Raw genomic sequence first — 21,517 nt, 5'->3', positions numbered from 1 at the left:
GATGGGCCGGGCCCCGGCCAGTACGCCGGGCAGCTTCTGGAACTACCTGTTCCTCAGCCTGGTCATCCTCTTCTCGGCGTTCCCGCTCTACTGGATGCTGGTCATCGCCACCGGCACCGACGCCGACCTGGCGAAGATCCCACCGCAGATGCTGCCCGGCGGGCAGCTGCTCACCAACCTCAACGAGGTCTTCACCCTCGAGGACGTCTACTTCGCCCAGTCGTTGGTGAACAGCTTCATCGTCTCGTCGGTCGTGACGTTCTCGGTGCTGTTCTTCTGCTCGCTGGCCGGCTTCGCCTTCGCCAAGCTGCGGTTCGCCGGCCGCAACGTGCTGATGGTGATCGTGGTGCTCACCCTCACTGTGCCCAACCAGCTCGGCGTGGTCGCGCTCTACATCCTGATGGGCGAGCTCGGCTGGAACGGTCAGCTGATCGCGGTCATCGTGCCCGGCCTGGTCACCGCGTTCGGCGTGTTCTACATGCGGCAGTTCATCCTCGAAGCCGTGCCGGACGAGCTGATCGAAGCCGGCCGCATCGACGGCGCCACCACGGTGCGGATCTACTGGAGCGTGGTGCTGCCCGCGGTCCGTCCGGCGATGGCCGTCCTCGGCCTGCTCACCTTCGTGGCCACCTGGAACGACTTCCAGTGGCCGCTGATCACCCTCGGCGGCACCTACTACCCGACGTCGATGGTGGCCCTGTCCGACCTGGCCAGCGGCAACTACGTGCTGTACCGGCGGGTGCTCGCCGGTGCGTTCGTGGCGACCATCCCGCTGCTGATCATGCTCTTCATCGGCGGTCGCCAGATCGTCCGGGGGATCATGGAAGGCGCAGTCAAGAACTGACCCGGTGCCGACGTGGGGGTGTGGACGGCCGTGGCCCGCCGTCCACACCCCCCGCTGCGGCGACCACGGCACCGACCACGGCACCCGACCGGCACCCGACCTGGCAATCGAGCACGAGTGAGGAACCAGATGAACACCGTACGACCGCTCCACGAGGGCTGGACCGTGCGACCCGCCGACGGGTTCGACGTACCCGACGGCATCGCTGACCGGCCCGTCGGCGCGACCGTACCCGGCTGCGTCCACACCGACCTGCTCGCCGCCGGACTCATCCCCGACCCGTACCTCGACGACAACGAGACCCGGCTGGACTGGATCGGCCGGACCGACTGGATCTACGAGACCACCTTCGACTGGGCGGACCCGTACCTGGACCCGGGCGCGGGCGCGGCCCGGGTCGACCTGGTCTGCGCCGGCCTGGACACCGTCGCCACGCTCACCCTCAACGGTGTCGAGGTCGGCCGCACCGCCAACATGCACCGCGGCTACCGGTTCGACGCGCGGGCGGCCCTGCACACCGGGCGCAACACCCTGCAGGTGCGTTTCGACTCCGCGTACCGGCACGCCGAAGCGGTGCGGGACCAGCTCGGCGAGCTGCCCAACGCCTACCCGGAGCCGTTCAACTTCATCCGCAAGATGGCCTGCAACTTCGGCTGGGACTGGGGCCCGAACCTGGTCACCGCCGGCATCTGGCAGGAGATCGGCCTGCACGCCTGGACCGACGCCCGGTTGGCCACCGTCCGGCCGCTGGTCACCGTGGAGCACACCGACGGTGCCGCCACCGGCCGCGTCGACGTGCACGTCGACGTCGACCGTGCCGACGACCACGACGGGCCGCTCACCGTGGTCGCCGCCGTCGCCGACGTGCGCGCCGAGGCGGTCGTCCCCGCCGGGGCGCGCAGCGCCGTCGTGACCCTCACCGTCGCCGACCCCGCGCTGTGGTGGCCCCGGGGGTACGGCGAACCCGCCCGCCACACCCTCGACGTCACCCTGCACCGGGCCGACGGTGCCACCCTCGACACCTGGGCGCGGCGGATCGGGTTCCGCTCGGTCCGCCTGGACACCAGCGCCGACGCCGACGGCACCGCGTTCACCCTGGTCGTCAACGAGGTGCCGGTCTTCGTCCGGGGCGTCAACTGGATCCCCGACGACGCGTTCCCGACCCGGGTCGACCGGGACCGCTACGCCCACCGGTTCAGCCAGGCAGCCGACGCCGGCGTCAACTTCCTGCGGATCTGGGGCGGCGGGCGCTACGAGTCGGAAGACTTCTACGACCTCGCCGACGAGCGGGGGCTGCTGGTCGGGCAGGACTTCCTGTTCGCCTGCGCCGCGTACCCGGAGGAGGAGCCGCTGGCCAGCGAGGTCGCCGCCGAGGCCCGCTACCAGGTCACCCGGCTCACCCCGCACCCCAGCCTGGTGCTGTGGACCGGCAACAACGAGAACATCTGGGGCTGGCACGACTGGGGCTGGCAGGAGGTCCTCGACGGCCGGACCTGGGGCCTCGGCTACTACCTCGACGTGCTGCCCGGCATCGTCGCCGCGCTCGACCCGACCCGCCCGTACTGGCCGGGCAGCCCGTACTCGGGCCGCGACGACCTGCACCCCAACGACCCGGCGCACGGCACCATGCACATCTGGGACGTGTGGAACACCGACGACTACCTGAAGTACCGGCAGTACGTGCCCCGGTTCCTCGCCGAGTTCGGCTACCAGGGGCCACCGACGTATGCCACGCTGCGCCGCGCGATCAGCGACGATCCGCTCGCTCCCGACTCGCCCGGCATGGCCCACCACCAGAAGGCCACCGACGGCGACCTGAAGCTCCAGCGCGGTCTCGACGCACACCTGCCCGCCCCGCGTGACTTCGACGACTGGCACTACCTCACCCAGCTCAACCAGGCCCGCGCGATCGCCGTCGGGGTGACGCACTTCCGGTCCCACCGGGGCGTCTGCATGGGCACCATCCTGTGGCAGCTCAACGACTGCTGGCCGGTCACCTCGTGGGCGGCGATCGACGGCGACGGCCGGCGCAAACCCCTGTGGTACGCGCTGCGCCACGCCTACGCCGACCGGCTGCTCACCATCGAACCGCGCGACGGTGGACTCGCCCTGGTCGCGGTCAACGACACCGGTACGCAGTGGCGGCCGACCGTCGACGTCACCCGGCTCACCCTGGCCGGCGAACCACTGGCCAAGGTCGGCCACGAGCTGACGGTGCCGGCGCACGCGGCGGTCACCGTACCGCTGGACGCCGGTCTGACCACCAGCGGCGACCCGCGCCGTGAGCTGCTGCTCGCCGCCGCCGGCGACCAGCGGGCCTGGTGGTTCTTTGCCGAGGACCGGGAGGTCGACTACCCGGTGGCCGGGTACGACGCGACGGTCGAACCGACCGACGGCGGGCTGCGGGTGACCGTCACCGCCCGGACCATCCTGCGCGACCTGACCCTGTACGCCGACCGGCTCGACCCAGCGGCCGAGGTGGACCAGGCGATGGTCACCCTGCTGCCCGGCGAGTCGGCCCGGTTCGTGGTCCGCACCGGCGTCGACCTGGACCCGACGGCCCTGACCCGTCGCCCGGTGCTGCGCTGCGTCAACGACATCGCGGCCGGCACCGACATCGCGGCCGGCACCGACATCGCAGCCGGCACCGACATCGCAGCCGGCACCGGCGCGGCGGTCGACGCGTGAGCGGCGGCGCAGTCCTCGCCGTCGACGTCGGCGGCACCAAACTGGCCGCCGCCGTCGTCGAACCGGACGGCACCATCGCCGTACAGGGCGCGGTGCCGACCCCGGCCGGCAGTGACACCGCGACCGTGACCGCCGCCCTGCACCGGGTGGTCCACCAGGTCGTCGGCGACCGGGACCCGGCCACGCTGGCCGGGCTCGGCGTCGGCTCGGCCGGCCCGCTCGACCCGACCGCCGGCACCGTCAGCCCGGTCAACATCCACGCCTGGCGCGACTTCGGCATCCTCGACTCGCTGCGGCCGTTGCTGCCCGGCCGCCCGGCGGTGCTCGCCGGAGACGGGCACTGCATGGCCCTCGGCGAACACTGGCGCGGCGGCTACCCCGGTCGGGCCCTGCTCGGCATGGTCGTCTCCACCGGCGTCGGCGGCGGACTGGTCATCGACGGCCGGATCCACCCTGGCAGCAGCGGCAACGCCGGCCACATCGGACACATCGTGGTCGACATGTCCGGCCCGCCCTGCCCGTGCGGCGGGCGCGGCTGTGTCGAGGCGATCGCCAGCGGCCCGGCGATGGTCCGCTGGGCAGTCGACCAGGGCTGGACGTCGGGGCAGCGGCCGGGCGACGCCCGTACCCTCGCCGAGGACGCGCGGGCCGGCGTACCGCTCGCCGTCGCCGCCTTTCGGCGTGGCGCGACCGCCCTGGCCGCCGCGGTGGTCTCCGCCACCGCGTTGATCGACCTCGACGACGTCGTCATCGGCGGCGGGGTCGCCGCCGCCGGTGACCTGCTCTTCGCTCCGCTGCGCGCGGCCGCCGCGGAGCTGGCCGGGCTCGACTTCGTCCGTCGGGTCCGGATCCACACCAGCAGTCTCGGTAACGACGCGGGGTTGCTCGGTGCCGCCGCACTCGCCCTGGAGGCCGCCGCGCACCAGTGACCTCCACCGCTCCACGGTCAAGGAGACCCCCGAATGCGCCCACGCTCCGCCGGCCTGCTGCTGGCCCTGGCCGGGCTGCTGCTCACCGCAGCGGCAGTCCCGGCCCAGGCCGCACCGCCGGCCCATCACCCCGGCCATCCCGGTACGCCTGGTCCGCCGACCGCCGGATTCGTCACCCGGCACGGCGACGACCTCAAACTCGACGGCAGGAAGTTCCGGTTCGCCGGCACCAACAACTACTACCTGATGTACAAGTCGCCGACGATGGTCGACGACGTCTTCGCCGACGCGAAGTCTGCCGGGTTCACCGTGCTGCGTACCTGGGGATTTCTCGACATCGGCAACGCCGACGGTTCCGACTCGGTCGCCGGCCCCGCCGACGGTGTCTACTTCCAGTACTTCGACGGCGACCGACCCGCGTACCACGACGGCCCGGACGGTCTGGAACGCCTCGACTACGTCCTCGCCGCCGCCCGCGAAGCCGGCATCAAACTGGTGATCCCGCTGACCAACAACTGGCGCGACTTCGGCGGCATGGACCAGTACGTACGTTGGCGCGGTGGGCAGTACCACGACGACTTCTACACCGACCCGGTGATCCGTGGCTGGTACAAAGACTGGATCAGTCACGTGCTCGACCGCACCAACACCATCACCGGGGTGAAGTACAAAGACGATCCGACGGTGATGACCTGGGAGTTGGGCAACGAGCCCCGCTGCAAGGGCTCCGGGGTCTACCCGCCGTCACCGGACTGCACCACCGACACGCTGACCGCGTGGGCCGACGAGATGACCCGGCACGTCAAGGCGAACGCGCCCCGGCAGTTGGTCAGCGTCGGCGACGAAGGCTTCTTCTGCGACGATCCGACCAGCGGCGACTGGACCACCAACTGCGGCGAAGGCGTCGACAGCGTCGCGCTGAGCAGGCTGCCGGCGGTAGACGTGATCTCCTACCACCTCTACCCGGACCACTGGGGCAAGGACGCCGCCTGGGGCAACGAATGGATCACCCGGCACGCCCGCGCCGCGAAGCAGGTCGGCAAGCCGGTGATGCTCGGCGAGTTCGGCATCCACGACAAGTCGACCCGCAACGTCGTCTACCGGGAATGGACCGACACCGCGATCGCCGGCGGCACCGCCGGGTTCCTCTACTGGATCCTCTCCGGCGTGCAGGACGACGGCAGCCTCTACCCGGACTACGACGGATACACCGTCTACTGCCCGAGCCCGGTCTGCACCACGCTGTCGAACGCCGGGGCGGCCGTGCGGGGCGACAAGCGGCCGTGGTCGCCGGTCGCCGACCATGACACCAGCACCGTCGAGTTCGGCCAGGTCGCGACGCTGCGGCCGGCGGCCAACGACATCGCCCACCGGGGTACGGTGCGCGCCGCCACCATCGACCTCGATCCGACCGTACGCGGCCAGCAGCGCCGGATCGCGGTCACCGGGGGTGAGTTCGCCCTCGGCGACGACGGCGTGGTCAGCTTCACCCCGGCGGACGGCTTCGCCGGCCGGGCCACCGCCCACTACCGGGTGTGGGACCGGGCGTGGCGCGCCTCCAACGTCGCCGACCTGGTGGTCACGGTGAAGCCCGACCCGGCGGGTACGCAAGTGCTGTTCTCCTTCGAGACCGGCGCCAACGGGTGGGGGCCGCCGTCGTGGGAGCCGGGTGTCGGCAGCGTCGCCCAGTCGGACGCGTTCGCCACCGACGGGGCGTACGGGTTGCGGGTCGACTCGGTCACCGGCGGCTGGTTCGGTACGTCGTTCGCCGAGCCGGTGGATCTCTCCGGCCGGGTCACCCTCAAGTACGACCTGCGGACCGACCCGTCGGTGGGGACCAACGCGGCGATCGCCGTGCAGACCGGGCCGGGCTACACCTGGTGCCAGTCGACGTTCACCTGGCTGAACCAGGGTTGGACCGGCACCGCCGAGATCGACCTGCTGACCGAGATGTCGTGTGACGCGGCGGCGCTGGCCGACGTGCGCGAGTTCTACGTCTACGTCAACCCCGGCAGCGTGCACCTGGACAACATCCGGGTCGAGTAGTCAGGTCACCGGATGCGGGTGCGTCCCGGCCCCTCTCGGCGTGGGGCCGGGGCTCGTCCGCAGGTCGCCGTGCTGCCGGCTCGGCAGGTCAGCGGAGGGCGGGTGCCTGGCTGATGGCTGAACGTTCAGCTGACGACGAACCGGCTGGGCTCGGTTAGCACTGTGTGCGCGGCAGGCAGGTCGGCCAACCGGGTAGCCAGAGTGGTGAAGGCGAGTCGCTGCGGCAATGCGGTGTTGAACTTCAGCCCGGCCAGAGCCTTCTCCTCGACGTCCGGCAGGCACAGCTACTCGGTGGCGTCGGCGATACCGGCACGCCATTCGGCCGGGGTTAGGTCCTGCCACAATCGGAGGTACAGGTGGGCCCGTTCCTGGAGGGGGGTCGGCGAGGCCGGTCATCGTACGCCGAGTTGCGTTCAAGTTAGGTAGATCCGTACCCGGCGGTGCTCATGCGGCAGTTGGGCGTGCTCGGCGAGATGGTCCTGCCAGGTCGGGCCGACGTCGAACGGCTTGGAGTCGAGCTTCCAGGAGCCGACCTGCTCGTAGCGGCGGCTGCGCCCGATGCCCACGCCGTTGAGGAGCTGGGGCAGCGACTTCGACAGCTCAGGCGACACCTGGCGGCGCTCGTCGCGCGGCGGGGCGTCGAGCAGCCCCGACCAGATGCCCGGCAGCGGGCCGGCTGCCTGACCCGGTGTCGACTCCGGCCCGAACACCCAGTGCAGCTGATGGTCGTCGAGCTGCACCCTGAGGCCCGGCAGCGACAGGAACACCGCACCCTGCACGTACGGGATCCGGAGCCGCACGGACTGCTTGGCCGCCTGCCGGTCGAGCAACGAACGTAGCCGCTTGGCCTTGAGGTCCGCCAGATGCAGCGGATTGTCGAAGGTACGGACCGACCCGGGCTCGCCGGCGATCCAGTTGGGCCCGCTGTTGGCCAGCCGGCCGCGCAGGCTCTTGATCTCGATGAGGTAGAGACCACTGGGGGCAGCTACCAGCAGATCGACCTCGTAGACGTGCCCGGTGTCGGCGGTGAAGGTGAAGTTCGACCAGGCACGGTAGGGCTCGACGTCGGGAAGGTGTCGACGGATGTGCTCCAACGCAGCTCGCTCGAAGTGGTACTGCGATGGCGTCACCGTGGTCCACCGGTCGTCCCGCATCGGGCGCGCCTCCCGTCACCTCGTATCTCACCGTTCCCGCCTGCCTGGGACAGCGGCAGTCACCCCAGCGTAGTGAAGCCGAGCACACGGCTGTCGCGCGGCAACACGCCGGAACCTCCCGCTGTCCCATCGCCAAACGACGGCGGCAGGAGGCTCAGCGAGGTTTCGTCTCCAGCGGCCACTCGGTGCTGACGGTCTCGCCCTTGCCCACCCGGTCAAAGTAGCGCTGGAGGTCAGTGGCCTGGTCGAAGTGCCATTGGACCTGGTACTTGTGTAGGACATCGACTGGCATTTGGGCGATGCGCGGATGGCGGGCCGCGATCGACCTGGCAAGACCCAGCGCAGCCAGACCGTCGGCGAGGGCATCGTGCGCCTGGGTCAGCTCAACTTCGTAGTACCGGCATAGATCTGCCAGCCGTTTGGAGTCGTACCAGTTCGGCTCGACCTGCTTGTGGAGAATCAGTGGGTCAATAACGGTGGAATTGGCCCAGTTTAACCTCGGAAGGCCAAGGCGGGCAAGCTCGGTATGCAGTGTCGTGATGTCGTAAGAGGCGTAGAAGGCAACCAGTGGGGTTGCGCTGGCGATCTGCTCCGCTACCAGGTGGGCGATCTCCGCAACGGCTACCTCCGGTGGCATCCCTTGTTCGCGGACCATCTCGTCGGTGATGCCATGCAGCTCTGTCGCATCGGCTGGAATCGGCACACCTGGATTGACCAGCCAGGTTCGTCGGGTCCCGTCGGGGAGCACGAGCGCGGCCGAGACGATGCGGGCCTCCATGGGGTCCGAGAGGGTCGCTTCCAGGTCGAACGCGGCCAGCGGTAGCCGATGCCAACCCTGGTGCGTGCCGACCGGTGGCGCCTTCCGCACAGGGACACACTGGTTGTGGAAGGTCTGCCAGCCGCTGCCGTGGTTGATGGCCTGCCCGGCTTGGGCGGCTACCGCCCCACGGCAGCTTCCGCACCTGCCCGCGAACTTGTTGATCATCGATCTCCTCTTGGTGCTATGGGCCTGTTGAGCGCGAGCATGGCCGAGTCGCCCGCCGGAGGCGGGTTTGCGACATCGAGACGCTCGCATCGTGAAAGATCTTGAACCCAGCGCGACGCTGGCAAAACCGAGGAAGGACCTGGATCGTCTGTCCATGTGGACTGTGCTCTGGTGTGGAACGAGCTAGATGGACGGTCAGGCGGACAGTGCCTACTCGGCTGGCGATCGTCAGCGCCTCGGCTGGTCGGCCGGTCAGCGATGTCGCTTTGCGGCCGATGGCAACGTTCCAGGTAGGTCGAGCCGCCGTGTCGGTCGAAATCTGTCCACTTCAGCCTCCATTACTCGACAGGGCACATGGCCCGCCGGTCATCGTGTGCTGGCAGGATGGTTTGCTGTGTGGACGGACGCAGGAAGCCAGATGGACGATCGCCCCGGCAACGACATCGTGGCCGCGCTAGGGCTGTGGCGGGAGACGCTGGTGAGTCTCACCGGTACCAATCGTCTGATCAACTTCAAGCAGTCGAAGACCGGCACGGTGCAGATCGTCAGCCCTACTGGCACGGAGATTCTCACCGGGCTCAAGAACGGGGCCGTCTGGGCCCTGTTGGGCAGCCAGGACGAGGAGGACGAGGCCAGCGATGTTCTACGGCAGCCGGCGCTGCCAGTGGACGCTACGGCGCTCGCCCGAGTGACGAGACCGGACAACGAAGTCGGCCCAGTGCTGCGCAACCTGATGCGCAGAAGCAACCAGGAGTACGTCGACCGCGGTCTGTCGGTCCTCTACCTGGCGCTCGGGATGCTTCGGTGGCATGAACCGGACGGCACAGCGCAGAACAGTCCGCTGCTGCTCGTGCCGGTACGGCTCGCGGCGAGTGGTCCCCGGCAACGTCCCCTGCTGCGCATCGGCGACGACGATCCAGTGCTCAACCCCGCACTGACGCTGCGGCTGCAGGAATTCGGCATCACACTGCCGGCAGTCGACGACCTGGCCGATCTTGATCTCGGTGTCCTTCTCGACCAGGTGGGTATGGCCGTGGGCGAACGGTCTGGCTGGCATGTCACCGCCAGCGCGGTGATCTCCTGTTTTTCCTTCCACAAGGAGGCGATGTACCGGGATCTGCTCGACAACGAGGATCGGGTCCTGGCGCATCCGATCGTGCGCGCCATCGCCCAGCAGGATCCGACCGGGCAGACCCGTGACTATCACTTCGACGACATCCGGCCAACGGAGATCGACCAGGAGGCCCCGCCGGAGAGTACCCCGCTCGTCCTCGACGCAGACTCCTCCCAGCGCGCATGCATCGCCGCTGCTCTCGCCGGCCGGAGCTTCGTCATGGACGGTCCACCCGGCACCGGCAAATCCCAGACGATCGCCAACATGATCGGTGCGCTACTGCACGCTGGGAAGACCGTGCTGTTCGTCTCTGAGAAGGCCGCTGCCCTGGAGGTGGTGCGGAACAGGCTGGCCGCCGCTGGCCTTGAGAATTACCTCCTTGAGTTGCACAGCCACAAGGCGAGCCGTAAGGAGGTCGCCGCAGCCCTGGCCCACGCGTTGGACAATGTGCCGGTGCCGCCGCCCGGCATGGACCCCGTCAGCCGTCGGACCCTCGTGGAACGACGCCAGCAGCTTAACGCGTACGCGGAGGCGATGAACAAAGTACGCGAGCCTCTAGGCTTCTCTCTGCATCACGTCCTCGGGCTGATCGCGGCGCTTGACCATGTTCCGGCCGCTCCGCTACCTGCGTGCGCACCGGCCGAGCTCGACCCCGAGTCGCTCCAGGCGATCCGAGCCACCGCTGGTCGCATCGCCCGTGCCTGGCGTCCGGCTTCCCAGGGCCAGAGCTTCCTCTGGCGCGGCGTCACCGAGCGGGCGTCCTTGGAAGCACGGCTGTTCCAGGCTCGGTCGTCGGTCGAGCGGCTCGACGGCATGACCCGGGTCAACCGAGAGTTGGCGGAGGCTTTCGAGATCGGCCGCCCCGACGAGACTCCCGTCCTCGTCGCACTGGCCGCGCAGCAGGCCGGTCGCCCGTCCGGCGTACCGGACGAATGGTTGCGCGTGCCTGACTTCGGCACTGTGACCTCGGCCGCAGCCGCACTTACTTCAGAACTGGTGGCCTTCCACTCGGCGGCGCGCGCGGCATCGGACCAGGCAGGCGTCGATTGGACCGACCTGCCGGACCCGGCGACCCTGCCCGACTCGCCCGCCGTTGCCAGCATCGGCCCTGCTGCCCTTGACCTGTCAGGCGCGGATACGGCAACCGCTCAGCAACTCGCCGACCGGTTCGCCGAGGACGCCAACCGGCTCACCGATCGACTGCAGGCGCTGGCTCGGCTGAGCGAGCTGATGGGTCTACCCCTGGTGCGTACCTTGACTGATGCCGACAATGCGCTGCGGTTGGCCGACCTTGCCTACACCAAGCACCGCCCAGAACGAAGCTGGCTCGATCCGGGCGGGCTCGCACCCGTGAGTGCAGCTGCCGCACTGTTGGAGCGCTTGACGGTCGAGCTGACCGCAGCCGAGACAGTAGCCCGCGTCCACTACACCGACGCCGCCATCGCGGCGCCGCTTACTGAACTGCAGGAGCGTTTCACCAACCTGCACAAGGGCCTGGGCAAGCTGCGCGGCCGTTACCGCCAGGACCGTGTAGCCGTCGAGGCCATCTCCGTACCCGGGGTGACGATCGAGGTTGCAGTCGCGAACCTGCCGTTGGCCATCAAGTGGCAGAGTGCCCACGCGGCATTGGCGTCTGCGGCAGCCGACCAGGCCGCATGCCTAGGCGGCTACTGGCAGGAGCGGAAGACCGACTTCACGGCGCTCCGAGCGGCCATCGCCTACGCGGTGGAGATCGTCCGGCGCAGCCCTGCCGATTCGATGACCGGCGTCGCCAACTACATCTGCGCGGCGAACCCCGTCAGCGAGCTGCGTACGCTGATCAGCGGCATCCACGCCGACCTGAATCGGTGGCGGTCCGGCCTGGTGCCGACACCGCAGCTCGGTCCCCGGACCGAGCTCATGCTGGAGCCGTTCGAGGTCGCGATCAGCTGGTTGCGTGACCACATCGCGCCGCTGACTGCGGTCGCCGTACGGGCAGGTGCGGTCAGTGCGGCGACCGGCCGAAACCTCACACTCGCTCAGGCAGACGAACTGCTACGGCTACGACAGAGCGTCATAGCCGCGCATGACGCTCTCACTGCATCGGCGCCCAGCCATCGGGCGAGCTTCGGTGACCTGCTCTACCAAGGCGTCGAGACCGACGCAGCGGCTGTCAGTGATGCTCTCGCCTGGGCAGCGGCGACCCGACGTGTCCGCACCGGTGTCGATGCAGTCCTGACCGATGGGCAGGTCAAACGGCTCGCCGAGACCCGCGAGACCGGCAACCTCGCCGAGGCGTATGCCAGTTGGCGGACCAACCGTGACAGTGTCGTCGAAGCCTTCGAGCCGTCCCGGCACCTGGAACTCCTCGCCGAACTCGACGACTTCGACAGCGCGCGGGAACTGATCGAGGAACTTCGTCAGGACAGCGCCGGGCAGGACGAGTGGTTCGCCTACCAGGAGGCGCGCGCCGAGCTGGCCGGCCACCAGCTCGACGGGGTCATCGACTTCTGTATCCAGCAGGGCATCCTGGGCGGCGAGGTGCCCAAGGTCATTGAGCGGGCACTGCTCCGGGGCTGGGCCGACGAGATCATCCGGACCGATCCCGCCCTGCATCCCCTGCCGGCAGGGGAGCGTGACGTGCTTGTCGAGCGATACCGCGAACTCGACCGGCAACTCGTGCCGACTGCCACCAGCGACATCATCCAGGCGGTCAACAGACGTCGACCTGAGCGTGCCGACATCGGTGAGCCGGCGCGGATCCGCCGGGAAGGGATGAAGAAGCGCAGGCACATCCCTGTACGCCAGCTGATCGGCGAAACACGCCGGACCGTGCTCGGGATCAAGCCCTGCTTCATGATGTCGCCGCTGGCGGTCAGCCAGTACCTACCGGCAGACCTCAGCTTCGACGTGGTGATCTTCGACGAGGCGTCGCAGGTGACCCCCGGAGACGCGATCAACTGTATCTACCGGGGCCACGCCCTGATCACCGCAGGCGACGACCGCCAGTTGCCGCCCACGTCGTTCTTCGCCCGGCTCGGCGAGGACACCGACGATGACGACACCGACATCGCAGATTTCCAGTCGATCCTCGAACTGGCGAAGGCATCCGGAGCTTTCCGGAATCTCGGTCTGCGCTGGCACTACCGCAGCCGGCACGAGGCGTTGATCGCCTTCTCCAACCAGGCCTTCTACGAGGGCAAGCTGATCACCTTCCCTGGCGCGCACAGTGACGACTCGGACCATGGTGTCGAGCTTCTGCCCGTTGCCGGCGTCTACGGTCGCAGTGGTACCCGAGACAACCCGATCGAGGCCGATCAGGTGGTGAAGCGGGTCCTGCACCATTACTCCACCCGGCCGGGGCTGAGCCTCGGCGTGGTCACTTTTTCGGTGGCCCAGGCCGACGCGATCCAGTCGGCGCTGGACCGGGCGCTGACCGAGCGACCTGACCTCGAACGCCACTTCAGCACCGACCGGCTGCACGGCTTCTTCGTCAAGAGCCTGGAGGCGGTCCAAGGCGACGAACGCGACGTCATGATCTTCTCGATCGGCTACGGTCCTGACGCCAACGGCAAGGTTAGTACGAACTTCGGTGCTCTCAACCGGGACAAGGGCTGGCGTCGGCTCAACGTGGCGATCACCCGCGCTCGTCAACGCGTGGAGATCGTTTCTTCCGTCCGGGCCGGGGACATTCCAGACTCGGACAACGAGAGCGTCAGCTTCCTGCGCGGCTACCTTGACTTCGCCGAGCGTGGACCGGCCGCCTTGGCACTCGACCTCGGGCCGAGTGGGCGCGGCACCGACAGCCCGTTCGAGGACTCGGTGATCGACGTCATCCGCTCCTGGGGCTACCGGGTCGAACCGCAGGTTGGCGCAGCCGGCTACCGCATCGACATCGGCTTGTGGCATCCGGGTCATCCGGGGGCCTTTGCTCTCGGCATCGAATGCGACGGTGCGATGTACCACTCGGCGCCAGCGGCCCGGGACCGAGACCGGCTCCGGGAGCAGGTGCTCCGTGGTCTCGGGTGGAATCTGCACCGTATCTGGGGAACCGCCTGGTACCGCAACCGTCGTCATGAGGAGGAACGTCTCCGGGCTGCGATCGTCGCGGCCGTCAACGCCCCGGTACGGGGGCGCCTCACCTATCGGGAACCCGGAATCGAACGGCCGGTAGTGCGGACGGCGGAAGTCATCACCGATGCGGTCCCGGACTGGACCGAGCCGTACCGGACGGCTGAGGTGAGCCCGCTGCCGTACTGGGTCGACAAGTCTGATGCATCTAGCCGCTACGAGATGCGCGGCGGTGTCGAGGAGATCGCTGCCGTAGAGGGCCCGGTGCACGTCGAACTGGTCCGCCAACGGCTGCGGGACGCGTGGGACATCGGGCGGTTCGGATCCAAGATCAAGACGAACCTGGACGCCGCGATCCGTCTCGCCGACGTCACCCGGATCGGCGACTTCATCGACGTGCCGGACCGGACCGTTACTGCTGTCCGGCTTCCCACTGACAAGGTGCAGCGCAAGGTGGAACAGGTCTCCGACGAGGAGCTGCGCCTAGCTGTCACCCGGCTGCTCGACAGCGGCGGCACCGTCGCTCGGGAGGAACTGATGACTGTCGTCTCCCGAATGTACGGGTGGGGTCGACTCGGTTCCGAGATCCGAGGACGGCTGAGTGCGGTCATCGGGCAGTTGATCGCCAGCGGCACGGTGACGGCCGACTCGATCGGATTGCACTGTGCGCCCCCTCAACGGCAAAGGACTGAGTCGATGTAGCGGATGATCTGCGGGAGAATTGCGTTCGACCGGGCCTGAATCACCTCGATCAGCGGAGTCCGAGCGTAAGCCAGGCGGCCATCTGGTCGGCGTACTGCTGGCTGATGGCCTCCTCGGCGGCCCGGTTGTCGCCGACGGCCGGGTCCGCGTCGGAGCCTTCGCGCATCAGCAGATGGTCGTGGCCGGCGACGCGGTGCACGGTCAGCTCCGCCGACGAGGCTCGCCGCCACGCCGCGATGCTGTCGTCGATCGGCATCCAGCTGTCGGTCTCGCCGTAGAACAGCAGCGTCGGGCAGCGCACCCCGGCGAAGATCCCGGTCGGATCCAGGTCCATGTCCCGCCAGCCGCCGCCGGCAGACGGCAACTCGCGGGGCACGTACGCCAGCGGGAACCAGGGGCGGTCCGCGTACCGGTCGACGAGCGCCTGCGCCGTCGGACGGTCCAGCTGCCCCCGCTGGTACGCCTCCCACCCGGTGCGCAGCTCGGCCAGGCCGGTCAGCTCGGTGTCGCCGTACCCGTGCCGGCGCAGCTGCTCGGCGGTGCCGTGCCGCATCTGCGCCGCCGGTGACACCCCGCACGAGGACACCAGGATCTGGAAGGTGAACAGCTCCGGATGGTGTGCGGCGGCCATCGGCGCAGCCCAGGCACCCTGGCTCAGCCCCCACAGGCCGAGTCGCACATCGCCGCCGACGATCTCGCGCGCCGTCCTGGCCGCAGCCGCCGCGTCGGCGGCCTGCAACCGCAGCGGTACGTCGCGACCGGGCTCCAACGGTGCCCGACGGTCGTAGCGCAGCACCGCCACACCGTGTGCGGTGAGCACCCGGCCGACGTGGGTGTAGCAACAGTAGGACCGGTGACCGGCCGCCGATCCGTGCACCACGACCACCGCCGCGCGGACCGGACCGTCGGGCAGGTCGACAGTGCCGGGCAACTCGCCGTCGTCGGTCGGGACGACGCACTCGGCCGCGATGATCGCTGCGGGTTCTTGCACCTGCCGCTCCTCTCGTCCGGGGGCTGTCGGGGGTCGACATGGGTTGGATCTAGAAGGATTGTGGTCGGCATACCGGCCAAATCCTTCTAGATCCACTCGGCGTTCCGCGGCGCGCCGGTCGCGGGGCTCGCCGCCGTTCAGGCCTGCGGCCTGCGCCTGTCGCGGGTTCGTAAGAGGTAGCTAACCGCATCGCAACATTCACGGCTCGTTGGCTGTAACACGCCGTCCCTAGGGTCTTCTCTAGTCTATAGAAAAGGGAGTGAGATGACCGCGATGCCAAGCGTGACCCTCGCCCAACCGGTCGACGCCGTCGCCGGGGCCGGGGCACCAGCTGCCCCCGACCTCGCGCCGATGGTGTCGATCGTCGACCTGCACAAGCAGTACCGGACCCCCGAGGGCGACGTGCACGCCGTCCGGGGGATCAGCTTCGACATCGCCCGGGGCGAGTTCGTGACGTTGCTCGGCCCGAGCGGCTGTGGCAAGACCACGATCCTGCGCTCGGTCGCCGGACTGGAGACCCCCACCTCCGGCGAGATATCCATCGGTGGCCGGGTCGTCTACTCGTCCGAGCGGCGCATCCGCCTGACACCGGCCCGACGCCAGATCGGGATGGTGTTCCAGTCGTACGCCATCTGGCCGCACATGTCCGCCTTCGACAACGTCGCCTACCCGCTGCGGCGCCGCCGACTGCCCAAGCCCGAGATCGTCGCCCGGACCACCGAAGTGCTGGAGCAGCTCGGGCTCGCCCACGCCGCGCGACGCTCGGCGACCAAGCTCAGCGGCGGGCAGCAGCAGCGGGTGGCGGTCGCCCGCGCGCTCGTGTCGCGCTCCGAGCTGATCCTGTTCGACGAACCGCTGTCCAACCTCGACGCCAAACTCCGCAAGGAAGTTCGCCAGGAGATCCGCGACCTGCAGCAACGGCTCGGCATCACGGTCCTCTACGTCACCCACGACCAGGAGGAGGCGATGGCGGTCTCGGACCGGATCCTGGTCCTGGAAAGCGGCGAGATCAAGGACCAGGGCACGCCGGCCCGGGTGTACTCGCGCCCCGCCGACGTGTTCGCCGCCAACTTCGTCGGCGAGAGCGAGACCCTCGACGGCCTCATCGTCGAGGCCGACGACGACCACTGGCTGGTGCAGACCCAGATCGGGCGGCTGCAGGTGGCCCGACAGCCGCACGACGCCGCTCGGATCTCCGAACCGGTCATGCTCACCGTCCGCCCGGAGCATCTGCAGCTGCGGGAACCGACCCCGGAGACGGCGGCGCAGACCATCGCCGGTGCGGTCCGGTCCACCTCGTTCCTCGGCCCGTTCGCCGAACTGCTCGTCGAGCTGGAGTCCGGCCACCTGGTCACGGCCCGGGTCAGCGGCAGCGCGGGCGCCGCGCCGGGCACCCGGGTCCACGTGCGGATCGAGCCGCACCACATCGTCCTGCTGCCCCACCGCGCGCCAGCCGCCAGCGCCGCGTGAGCGACGCGCCGCCTGACTGATGCGCCGCAACTGCGCGCCGCCTGAGCGACGCGATCCGACCCATCGAGGAGAGACACATGACGTACAACCAGGTGCACCCGAAGAGCCACGCCGTCGAGGTCATCGACCGCACCGAGACGTTGACCAGGCTCAACGACGCACTGGAGATCGACTTCACGAAGACCGCCGTCGTGCAGATCGACATGCACGTACGGCAGATCGACAAGGACTGGTCGTCGTTCCCGCAGAACGTGGCCGACCGGATCCTGCCGAACGCCGCCGCCTTCCTGGACGCCGGCCGCGAGCTCGGGCTGCCGGTCATCCACATCATGGTCTACCAACGCCTGGTCGAGCGTGGCATGCAGCCGCGGACCGCGATCGTGCAGAGCACCGGTCGGCCCGGCACGCCGTACGGCCTGGCCCCCCGGCCCGGCTACCACCCGGACGCGCCCGAAGGCTACTTCGAGTGGGACGTGATGCCGATCCTCGGCCCCAAGCCGGGCGACTACATCATCAACACCAAGCGGCAGATGACCAGCAGTTTCCTGTCGACCGACGTGGAGCACCTGATCCGCTGCCTCGGCGTGGACACGTTCTTCGTCGTCGGCATCAACACCAACAACTGTGTCTCCAACTTCTCGTTCGACGCCTACAACCGGATGTGGACACCGGTCATCGTCACCGACTCGGTCGGCTCCACCCACGGCAAGGACCTGCACGAGTTCGCGCTGCAGAACTACCCCCGCACGATCGGCCTGGCGATGTCCTCCGCTGAGGCCCTCGAGCGGCTCACCGCCGCCAAGGCCGCCGCCGGGGCACCGGTGACGGCCGGCGTCTGACGCCCGGCTGCTGCGCGCCAGCTGACTTCCACTCCTCGAAAGGGACATAGATATGCTTACCGGCCCTACCATCGACATCTACGACCGGGCGGAATTCCTCCAGGTCATCAACGACGCCGTCCCGATCGTCCCGGCCCGGTCCGCGGTCGTGACGGTCGAAATGACCCAACGCCGGCTGACCCCCACCGCGCCGTTCCCGCCCGGCGTCCGCGACGAACTGCTCGCCAACACCGAGCAGCTGCTGACGCTGGCCCGCGAGAGCGGGATGGCCGTGATCCACGTACTGTCCGCGCTGCGGCCGGTGGAGACCGAGGCCCGCGCGGCCATGCGGGTCCACCGGGCGTGGGCCGCGATCGGCGAGTCGCCGAGCCCGTACGGACCGGTGCCCGACGAGTCGGTCGACGTGCAGGACGGCACCTTCCAGCCCGACTTCGCGGTCCCGGTCGCCGACAGCGACTACATCATCAAGACCAAGAAGTCGCTGAGCGCCTTCTACCAGACCGACCTGGAATGGCTCACCAAGGCGCTCGGCGTCGACACGCTGATCCTCGCCGGTGCGAACACCAACGCCGACATCCAGTCCACCGCCTACGACGCGAGCTGCAAGGCGTACAAGGTGATCACCATCGCCGAGTGCGTCGCCACCTGGTTCGGCGAGGACCTGCAGGAGCTGGGTCTGCAGCAGCTCGGTCGCTGCCAGGGCTGGGTCCTGCGGCTGCCGGAACTCGCCGCCAAGCTCGCCTCGGCGTCCACCCCGACGGAGGTGCCGACATGAGACGTCGTACCACGACCACCGTACGGATCGGCGCGCCGTTGGCGGCGCTGTCGCTCGCCCTGGCCGCCTGCGGCGGCGGGTCCGACGAGGCGGCGGCGAACGCACTGCCCGAGGAGCTCGCGGTGGCGTCGACGGTGGACATGACCGACGAGGAGTACGCCACCTACCTGGCCGATCTGGCGGAGGCGTCGAAGGCGGAGGGCGGGCAGCTCAACTACTACTTCAGCGCCCCGGCTGCCGCCGCCGAGAAGCAGATCGACCTGTTCATCGAGGAGTATCCGTGGGTGAAGCTGGAGTACACCTCCGGCGGCACGCTCGAACTGATCGAGCGCATCATCACCGAGAACGCGGCCGGCCGGCCCAGCGCCGACATCATTCAGGGCGGCCCGTTGGAGGACAACACCCTCTGCCGTGACGAGGGCCTGTGCCTGGCGTACGACCCGCGCGGGGAGGGCGGCCTGCCGGCGGACCGGGCCTACCCGGACTGCGTCTGCTCGGTGGCCGACTTCTTCACCTTCCACATCGTCTACAACACCGACAAGGTCACCGCGTCGGAGGCCCCCGCCACCTACGAGGACCTGACCGACCCGAAGTGGAAGGGCCGGTTCGGCATCAACATCGACCAGCTCGACTGGTTCGCCGGGATGCTGGCGCACCTGGGTGAGGAACCCGGCCTGGAGTTGATGGAGGCGATCGCCGCCAACGAACCGGTCGTCTACTCCGGTGCCGACGGCCTGGAGAAGCTCGCGGCCGGGGAGTTCGACGTCGCACTCCCGCAGACCGCGACCCGCACGATCCGGGACCTGATCGTCGCCGGGGCACCGATCGACATCGTCACCACGCCGGTGACCATCGCCCAGCCGGACATGTACTTCGCGCTGGCGGACGCGCCGCACCCGGCCACCGCCCGGCTGTACCTGGAGTGGCTGATGAGCGACGACTGGCAGAACACGGTCGGCGAGGCCGTGGTGAAGATCCCGATCAAGCCGGGAGCGCCGATCCCCTCGTCGGCCGAGGGCATCCTGCAGAGCGAGCTGTTCTTCGAGACCACCGACAACTTCGGTGACTACGACACCCGCGTCGAGCAGCACCAGTCGATCTTCGTGACGGGCTGACCGACATGGTGACCCTTGTGGAAGGCCGTACCCGGCGCGTCACCGGCCTGGTCGACAGCTTCCGCGCCCTGCGGGGGGCGTTGTCCCCCCGCGGGGTGGTCTACGGGCTGGTCCTGGTCATCCTGCTGGCCCAGGTGGCGCTGCCGATCGCCATCCTGCTGTACACCAGCGTCAAGGACGCCCGGCCCACCGACGCCGACTTCTTCTCCCTCGAATTCACCCTCGACAACTTCCGGGACGCGTTCGCGTCCGGCCGGCTGCTCAGCGTCACCTGGACCACGGTGCAGTTCGCGGTCGGCTCCACGCTCGTCGCCCTCGCCCTGGGCACCTTCCTGGCCTGGATCGTCGCCCGGACGAACGTGCCGTTGCGCAACGTGGTGGGCGTACTCACGGTCGTCCAGATGGCCGTCCCCGGGATCCTCATCCCGGTGGCCTGGACCTTCCTGGCCAGCCCGAACATCGGTGCCATCAACGTGGCCTGGCGCAACCTGACCGGCACCGACGGCACCCTGTTCAACGTCTACTCCATGGAGGGCCTGATCCTGGTCAACGGGCTCACCATGGTGCCGATGGTCTACCTGTTCGTGGTCACCGTCTTCTCCTCGATGAACTCGTCGTTGGAGGAGGCCGCCGAGGTGTCCGGGGCATCGAAGCTGCGGGCGGTACGGGACATCTCGCTGCCGCTCGCCGCACCAGGGATCGCCGCCGTCGCGATCATGGCGTTGATGCGGGCCTGGGAGGCGTTCGAGATCCCCTGGTTCCTCGGCGTCAACGAACGGATCTTCACCTACGCCTCGGAGATCTACCTGCGGACGAGTACGCCGCCGAGCAACGTCGGCCTGGTCAGCACCTACGCCGTCTTCATGCTGGTCGGCGCCGTGGTGATGATCTGGTGGTACGACCGGTTCAACCAGGCGGGGGAGCGGTACGCCGTGATCAGCGGCAAGAACTTCTCCTCGGTCCGGATGGACCTGGGCCGGTGGCGGCTGCCGGTGGCGGCGCTCACCTTCGTCGTGCTGACACTGGTGATCCTGCTTCCGCTGCTGATGCTGCTGTGGATGTCACTCAACCCGTTCTTCCGGCAGGTCAGCTGGGAGTCGCTCAGCTCGCTGTCGTTGGACTCCTACGTGGCCGCCCTGCGCACGCCCAACATCCTGCAGGGTTTCGCCAACAGCCTCCTGGTCGGCGTGCTCGCCAGCGCCGGCGTACTGGTCCTGTCGACCCTGGCGGCGTGGTTCTCCGCCCGGCGGATCGCCGGTGGCCGGCTGCTCTACCTGCTGACCTCGGTGCCGATGGCGCTGCCCAACGTCATCGTCGGCGTGAGCTTCCTGTGGATCTTCCTGATCACGCCGCTGCCGATCTACTCGACGCACTGGGCGCTGGTGATCGCGTACATCACCATCATCATCGCGGTGGTGTCCCGGCTGGTCAGCGCCCGGATGCTGCAGATCAGCTCCGAGCTGGAGGAGGCGGCGCAGGTGGCCGGGGCGAGCTTCGCGCGGGCGATCTGGACGATCGTCGTACCGCTGCTGTCGCCGGCCCTGCTCGCGGGCGCCCTGATCACCATGGTGATGAGCTTCCGCGAACTGCAGACCACCCTCTACCTCGCGGGTCCGCAGACCCGCACCGCGGCGGTCGTCATGTTCGACATGGCCGGCGACGGACAGTTCTCCACCGTGGCGGCCTTCGGCATCGTCACCTTCGGTGTCCTGCTCGTCGGGCTCGTCGGCTACAACCGCCTCAACGCCCGGATGGGACTCGAGGGCGGCCTCTAGGCCGCCCTCGGGCCCCGGGCCCACCCCCTTCACCAACCCT

At 68.9% G+C, this 21,517-nt stretch carries 13 protein-coding genes; 10 read left to right on the top strand and 3 right to left on the bottom strand.

What is annotated here, in order from left to right:
* Position 1: 1 nt before the first annotated feature.
* The 4 genes from O7608_RS27440 to O7608_RS27425 all read left to right on the top strand — a co-directional run bounded on the left by O7608_RS27440 (position 2) and on the right by O7608_RS27425 (position 6,507).
* On the top strand, positions 2-844 hold the full coding sequence (locus O7608_RS27440; protein ID WP_289211058.1) for a carbohydrate ABC transporter permease: 843 nt from the start codon (positions 2-4) through the stop codon (positions 842-844).
* A gap of 129 nt (positions 845-973) precedes the next feature.
* Positions 974-3,532 (top strand): glycoside hydrolase family 2 protein, encoded by a 2,559-nt coding sequence (locus tag O7608_RS27435; protein ID WP_289207308.1) that lies wholly within the window; start codon positions 974-976, stop codon positions 3,530-3,532.
* Positions 3,529-4,461 (top strand): ROK family protein, encoded by a 933-nt coding sequence (locus O7608_RS27430; protein ID WP_289207307.1) that lies wholly within the window; start codon positions 3,529-3,531, stop codon positions 4,459-4,461. Before O7608_RS27435 ends, O7608_RS27430 begins: the two co-directional genes overlap by 4 nt.
* Before the next feature lie 33 nt (positions 4,462-4,494).
* Positions 4,495-6,507, top strand: coding sequence for a cellulase family glycosylhydrolase (locus O7608_RS27425; protein ID WP_289207306.1), 2,013 nt, complete (start codon positions 4,495-4,497; stop codon positions 6,505-6,507).
* A 413-nt stretch (positions 6,508-6,920) separates the two neighbouring features.
* Here O7608_RS27425 and O7608_RS27420 read toward each other — a convergent pair whose 3' ends face one another.
* On the bottom strand, positions 6,921-7,661 hold the full coding sequence (locus O7608_RS27420; RefSeq protein ID WP_289207305.1) for an NERD domain-containing protein: 741 nt from the start codon (positions 7,659-7,661) through the stop codon (positions 6,921-6,923).
* Between the two features lie 154 nt (positions 7,662-7,815).
* Positions 7,816-8,646 carry an exonuclease domain-containing protein gene (locus O7608_RS27415; RefSeq protein ID WP_289207304.1) on the bottom strand — a complete coding sequence of 277 codons (831 nt, stop codon included), beginning with the start codon at positions 8,644-8,646 and terminating at the stop codon, positions 7,816-7,818.
* 418 nt (positions 8,647-9,064) lie between these two features.
* On the opposite strand from O7608_RS27415, the gene O7608_RS27410 reads away from it, so the two are divergent.
* Complete coding sequence (locus O7608_RS27410) at positions 9,065-14,512, top strand: DUF3320 domain-containing protein (protein WP_289207303.1); 5,448 nt, start codon at positions 9,065-9,067, stop codon at positions 14,510-14,512.
* Positions 14,513-14,561: 49 nt separating this feature from the next.
* On the opposite strand, the gene O7608_RS27405 is transcribed toward O7608_RS27410, so the two are convergent.
* Positions 14,562-15,503 carry an alpha/beta fold hydrolase gene (locus O7608_RS27405; protein ID WP_289207302.1) on the bottom strand — a complete coding sequence of 314 codons (942 nt, stop codon included), beginning with the start codon at positions 15,501-15,503 and terminating at the stop codon, positions 14,562-14,564.
* Between the two features lie 264 nt (positions 15,504-15,767).
* Here O7608_RS27405 and O7608_RS27400 point away from each other — a divergent pair, with 264 nt between their 5' ends.
* From O7608_RS27400 to O7608_RS27380, 5 genes are all read left to right on the top strand, one after another.
* On the top strand, positions 15,768-16,973 hold the full coding sequence (locus tag O7608_RS27400) for an ABC transporter ATP-binding protein (protein ID WP_289207301.1): 1,206 nt from the start codon (positions 15,768-15,770) through the stop codon (positions 16,971-16,973).
* Positions 16,974-17,050: 77 nt separating this feature from the next.
* Positions 17,051-17,812 (top strand): cysteine hydrolase family protein, encoded by a 762-nt coding sequence (locus tag O7608_RS27395; RefSeq protein ID WP_289207300.1) that lies wholly within the window; start codon positions 17,051-17,053, stop codon positions 17,810-17,812.
* Positions 17,813-17,864: 52 nt separating this feature from the next.
* Positions 17,865-18,587, top strand: a complete 723-nt coding sequence (locus O7608_RS27390) for a cysteine hydrolase family protein (protein ID WP_289207299.1) — start codon at positions 17,865-17,867, stop codon at positions 18,585-18,587.
* A complete protein-coding gene (locus O7608_RS27385; RefSeq protein WP_289207298.1) occupies positions 18,584-19,702 on the top strand; it encodes an ABC transporter substrate-binding protein in 1,119 nt (372 codons plus the stop codon). Before O7608_RS27390 ends, O7608_RS27385 begins: the two co-directional genes overlap by 4 nt.
* A gap of 5 nt (positions 19,703-19,707) precedes the next feature.
* Positions 19,708-21,477, top strand: a complete 1,770-nt coding sequence (locus tag O7608_RS27380) for an ABC transporter permease (protein ID WP_289207297.1) — start codon at positions 19,708-19,710, stop codon at positions 21,475-21,477.
* Positions 21,478-21,517 lie beyond the last annotated feature (40 nt).

The organism is Solwaraspora sp. WMMA2056 (assembly GCF_030345095.1).
Classification (GTDB): domain Bacteria; phylum Actinomycetota; class Actinomycetes; order Mycobacteriales; family Micromonosporaceae; genus Micromonospora_E.
Note: the sequence above shows the minus strand (reverse complement) of the source record. Positions and strands in the feature narration are given on the sequence as shown.

Bases quoted from the DNA above. Each gene is read 5' to 3' on its own strand.
- O7608_RS27400 (WP_289207301.1), top strand. From the start codon at position 15,768: ATGACCGCGATGCCAAGCGTGACCCTCGCCCAACCGGTCGACGCCGTC.
- O7608_RS27380 (WP_289207297.1), top strand. From the start codon at position 19,708: ATGGTGACCCTTGTGGAAGGCCGTACCCGGCGCGTCACCGGCCTGGTC.
- O7608_RS27420 (WP_289207305.1), bottom strand. From the start codon at position 7,661: ATGCGGGACGACCGGTGGACCACGGTGACGCCATCGCAGTACCACTTC.
- O7608_RS27425 (WP_289207306.1), top strand. From the start codon at position 4,495: ATGCGCCCACGCTCCGCCGGCCTGCTGCTGGCCCTGGCCGGGCTGCTG.
- O7608_RS27395 (WP_289207300.1), top strand. From the start codon at position 17,051: ATGACGTACAACCAGGTGCACCCGAAGAGCCACGCCGTCGAGGTCATC.
- O7608_RS27440 (WP_289211058.1), top strand. From the start codon at position 2: ATGGGCCGGGCCCCGGCCAGTACGCCGGGCAGCTTCTGGAACTACCTG.
- O7608_RS27415 (WP_289207304.1), bottom strand. From the start codon at position 8,646: ATGATCAACAAGTTCGCGGGCAGGTGCGGAAGCTGCCGTGGGGCGGTA.
- O7608_RS27385 (WP_289207298.1), top strand. From the start codon at position 18,584: ATGAGACGTCGTACCACGACCACCGTACGGATCGGCGCGCCGTTGGCG.
- O7608_RS27390 (WP_289207299.1), top strand. From the start codon at position 17,865: ATGCTTACCGGCCCTACCATCGACATCTACGACCGGGCGGAATTCCTC.
- O7608_RS27410 (WP_289207303.1), top strand. From the start codon at position 9,065: ATGGACGATCGCCCCGGCAACGACATCGTGGCCGCGCTAGGGCTGTGG.
- O7608_RS27435 (WP_289207308.1), top strand. From the start codon at position 974: ATGAACACCGTACGACCGCTCCACGAGGGCTGGACCGTGCGACCCGCC.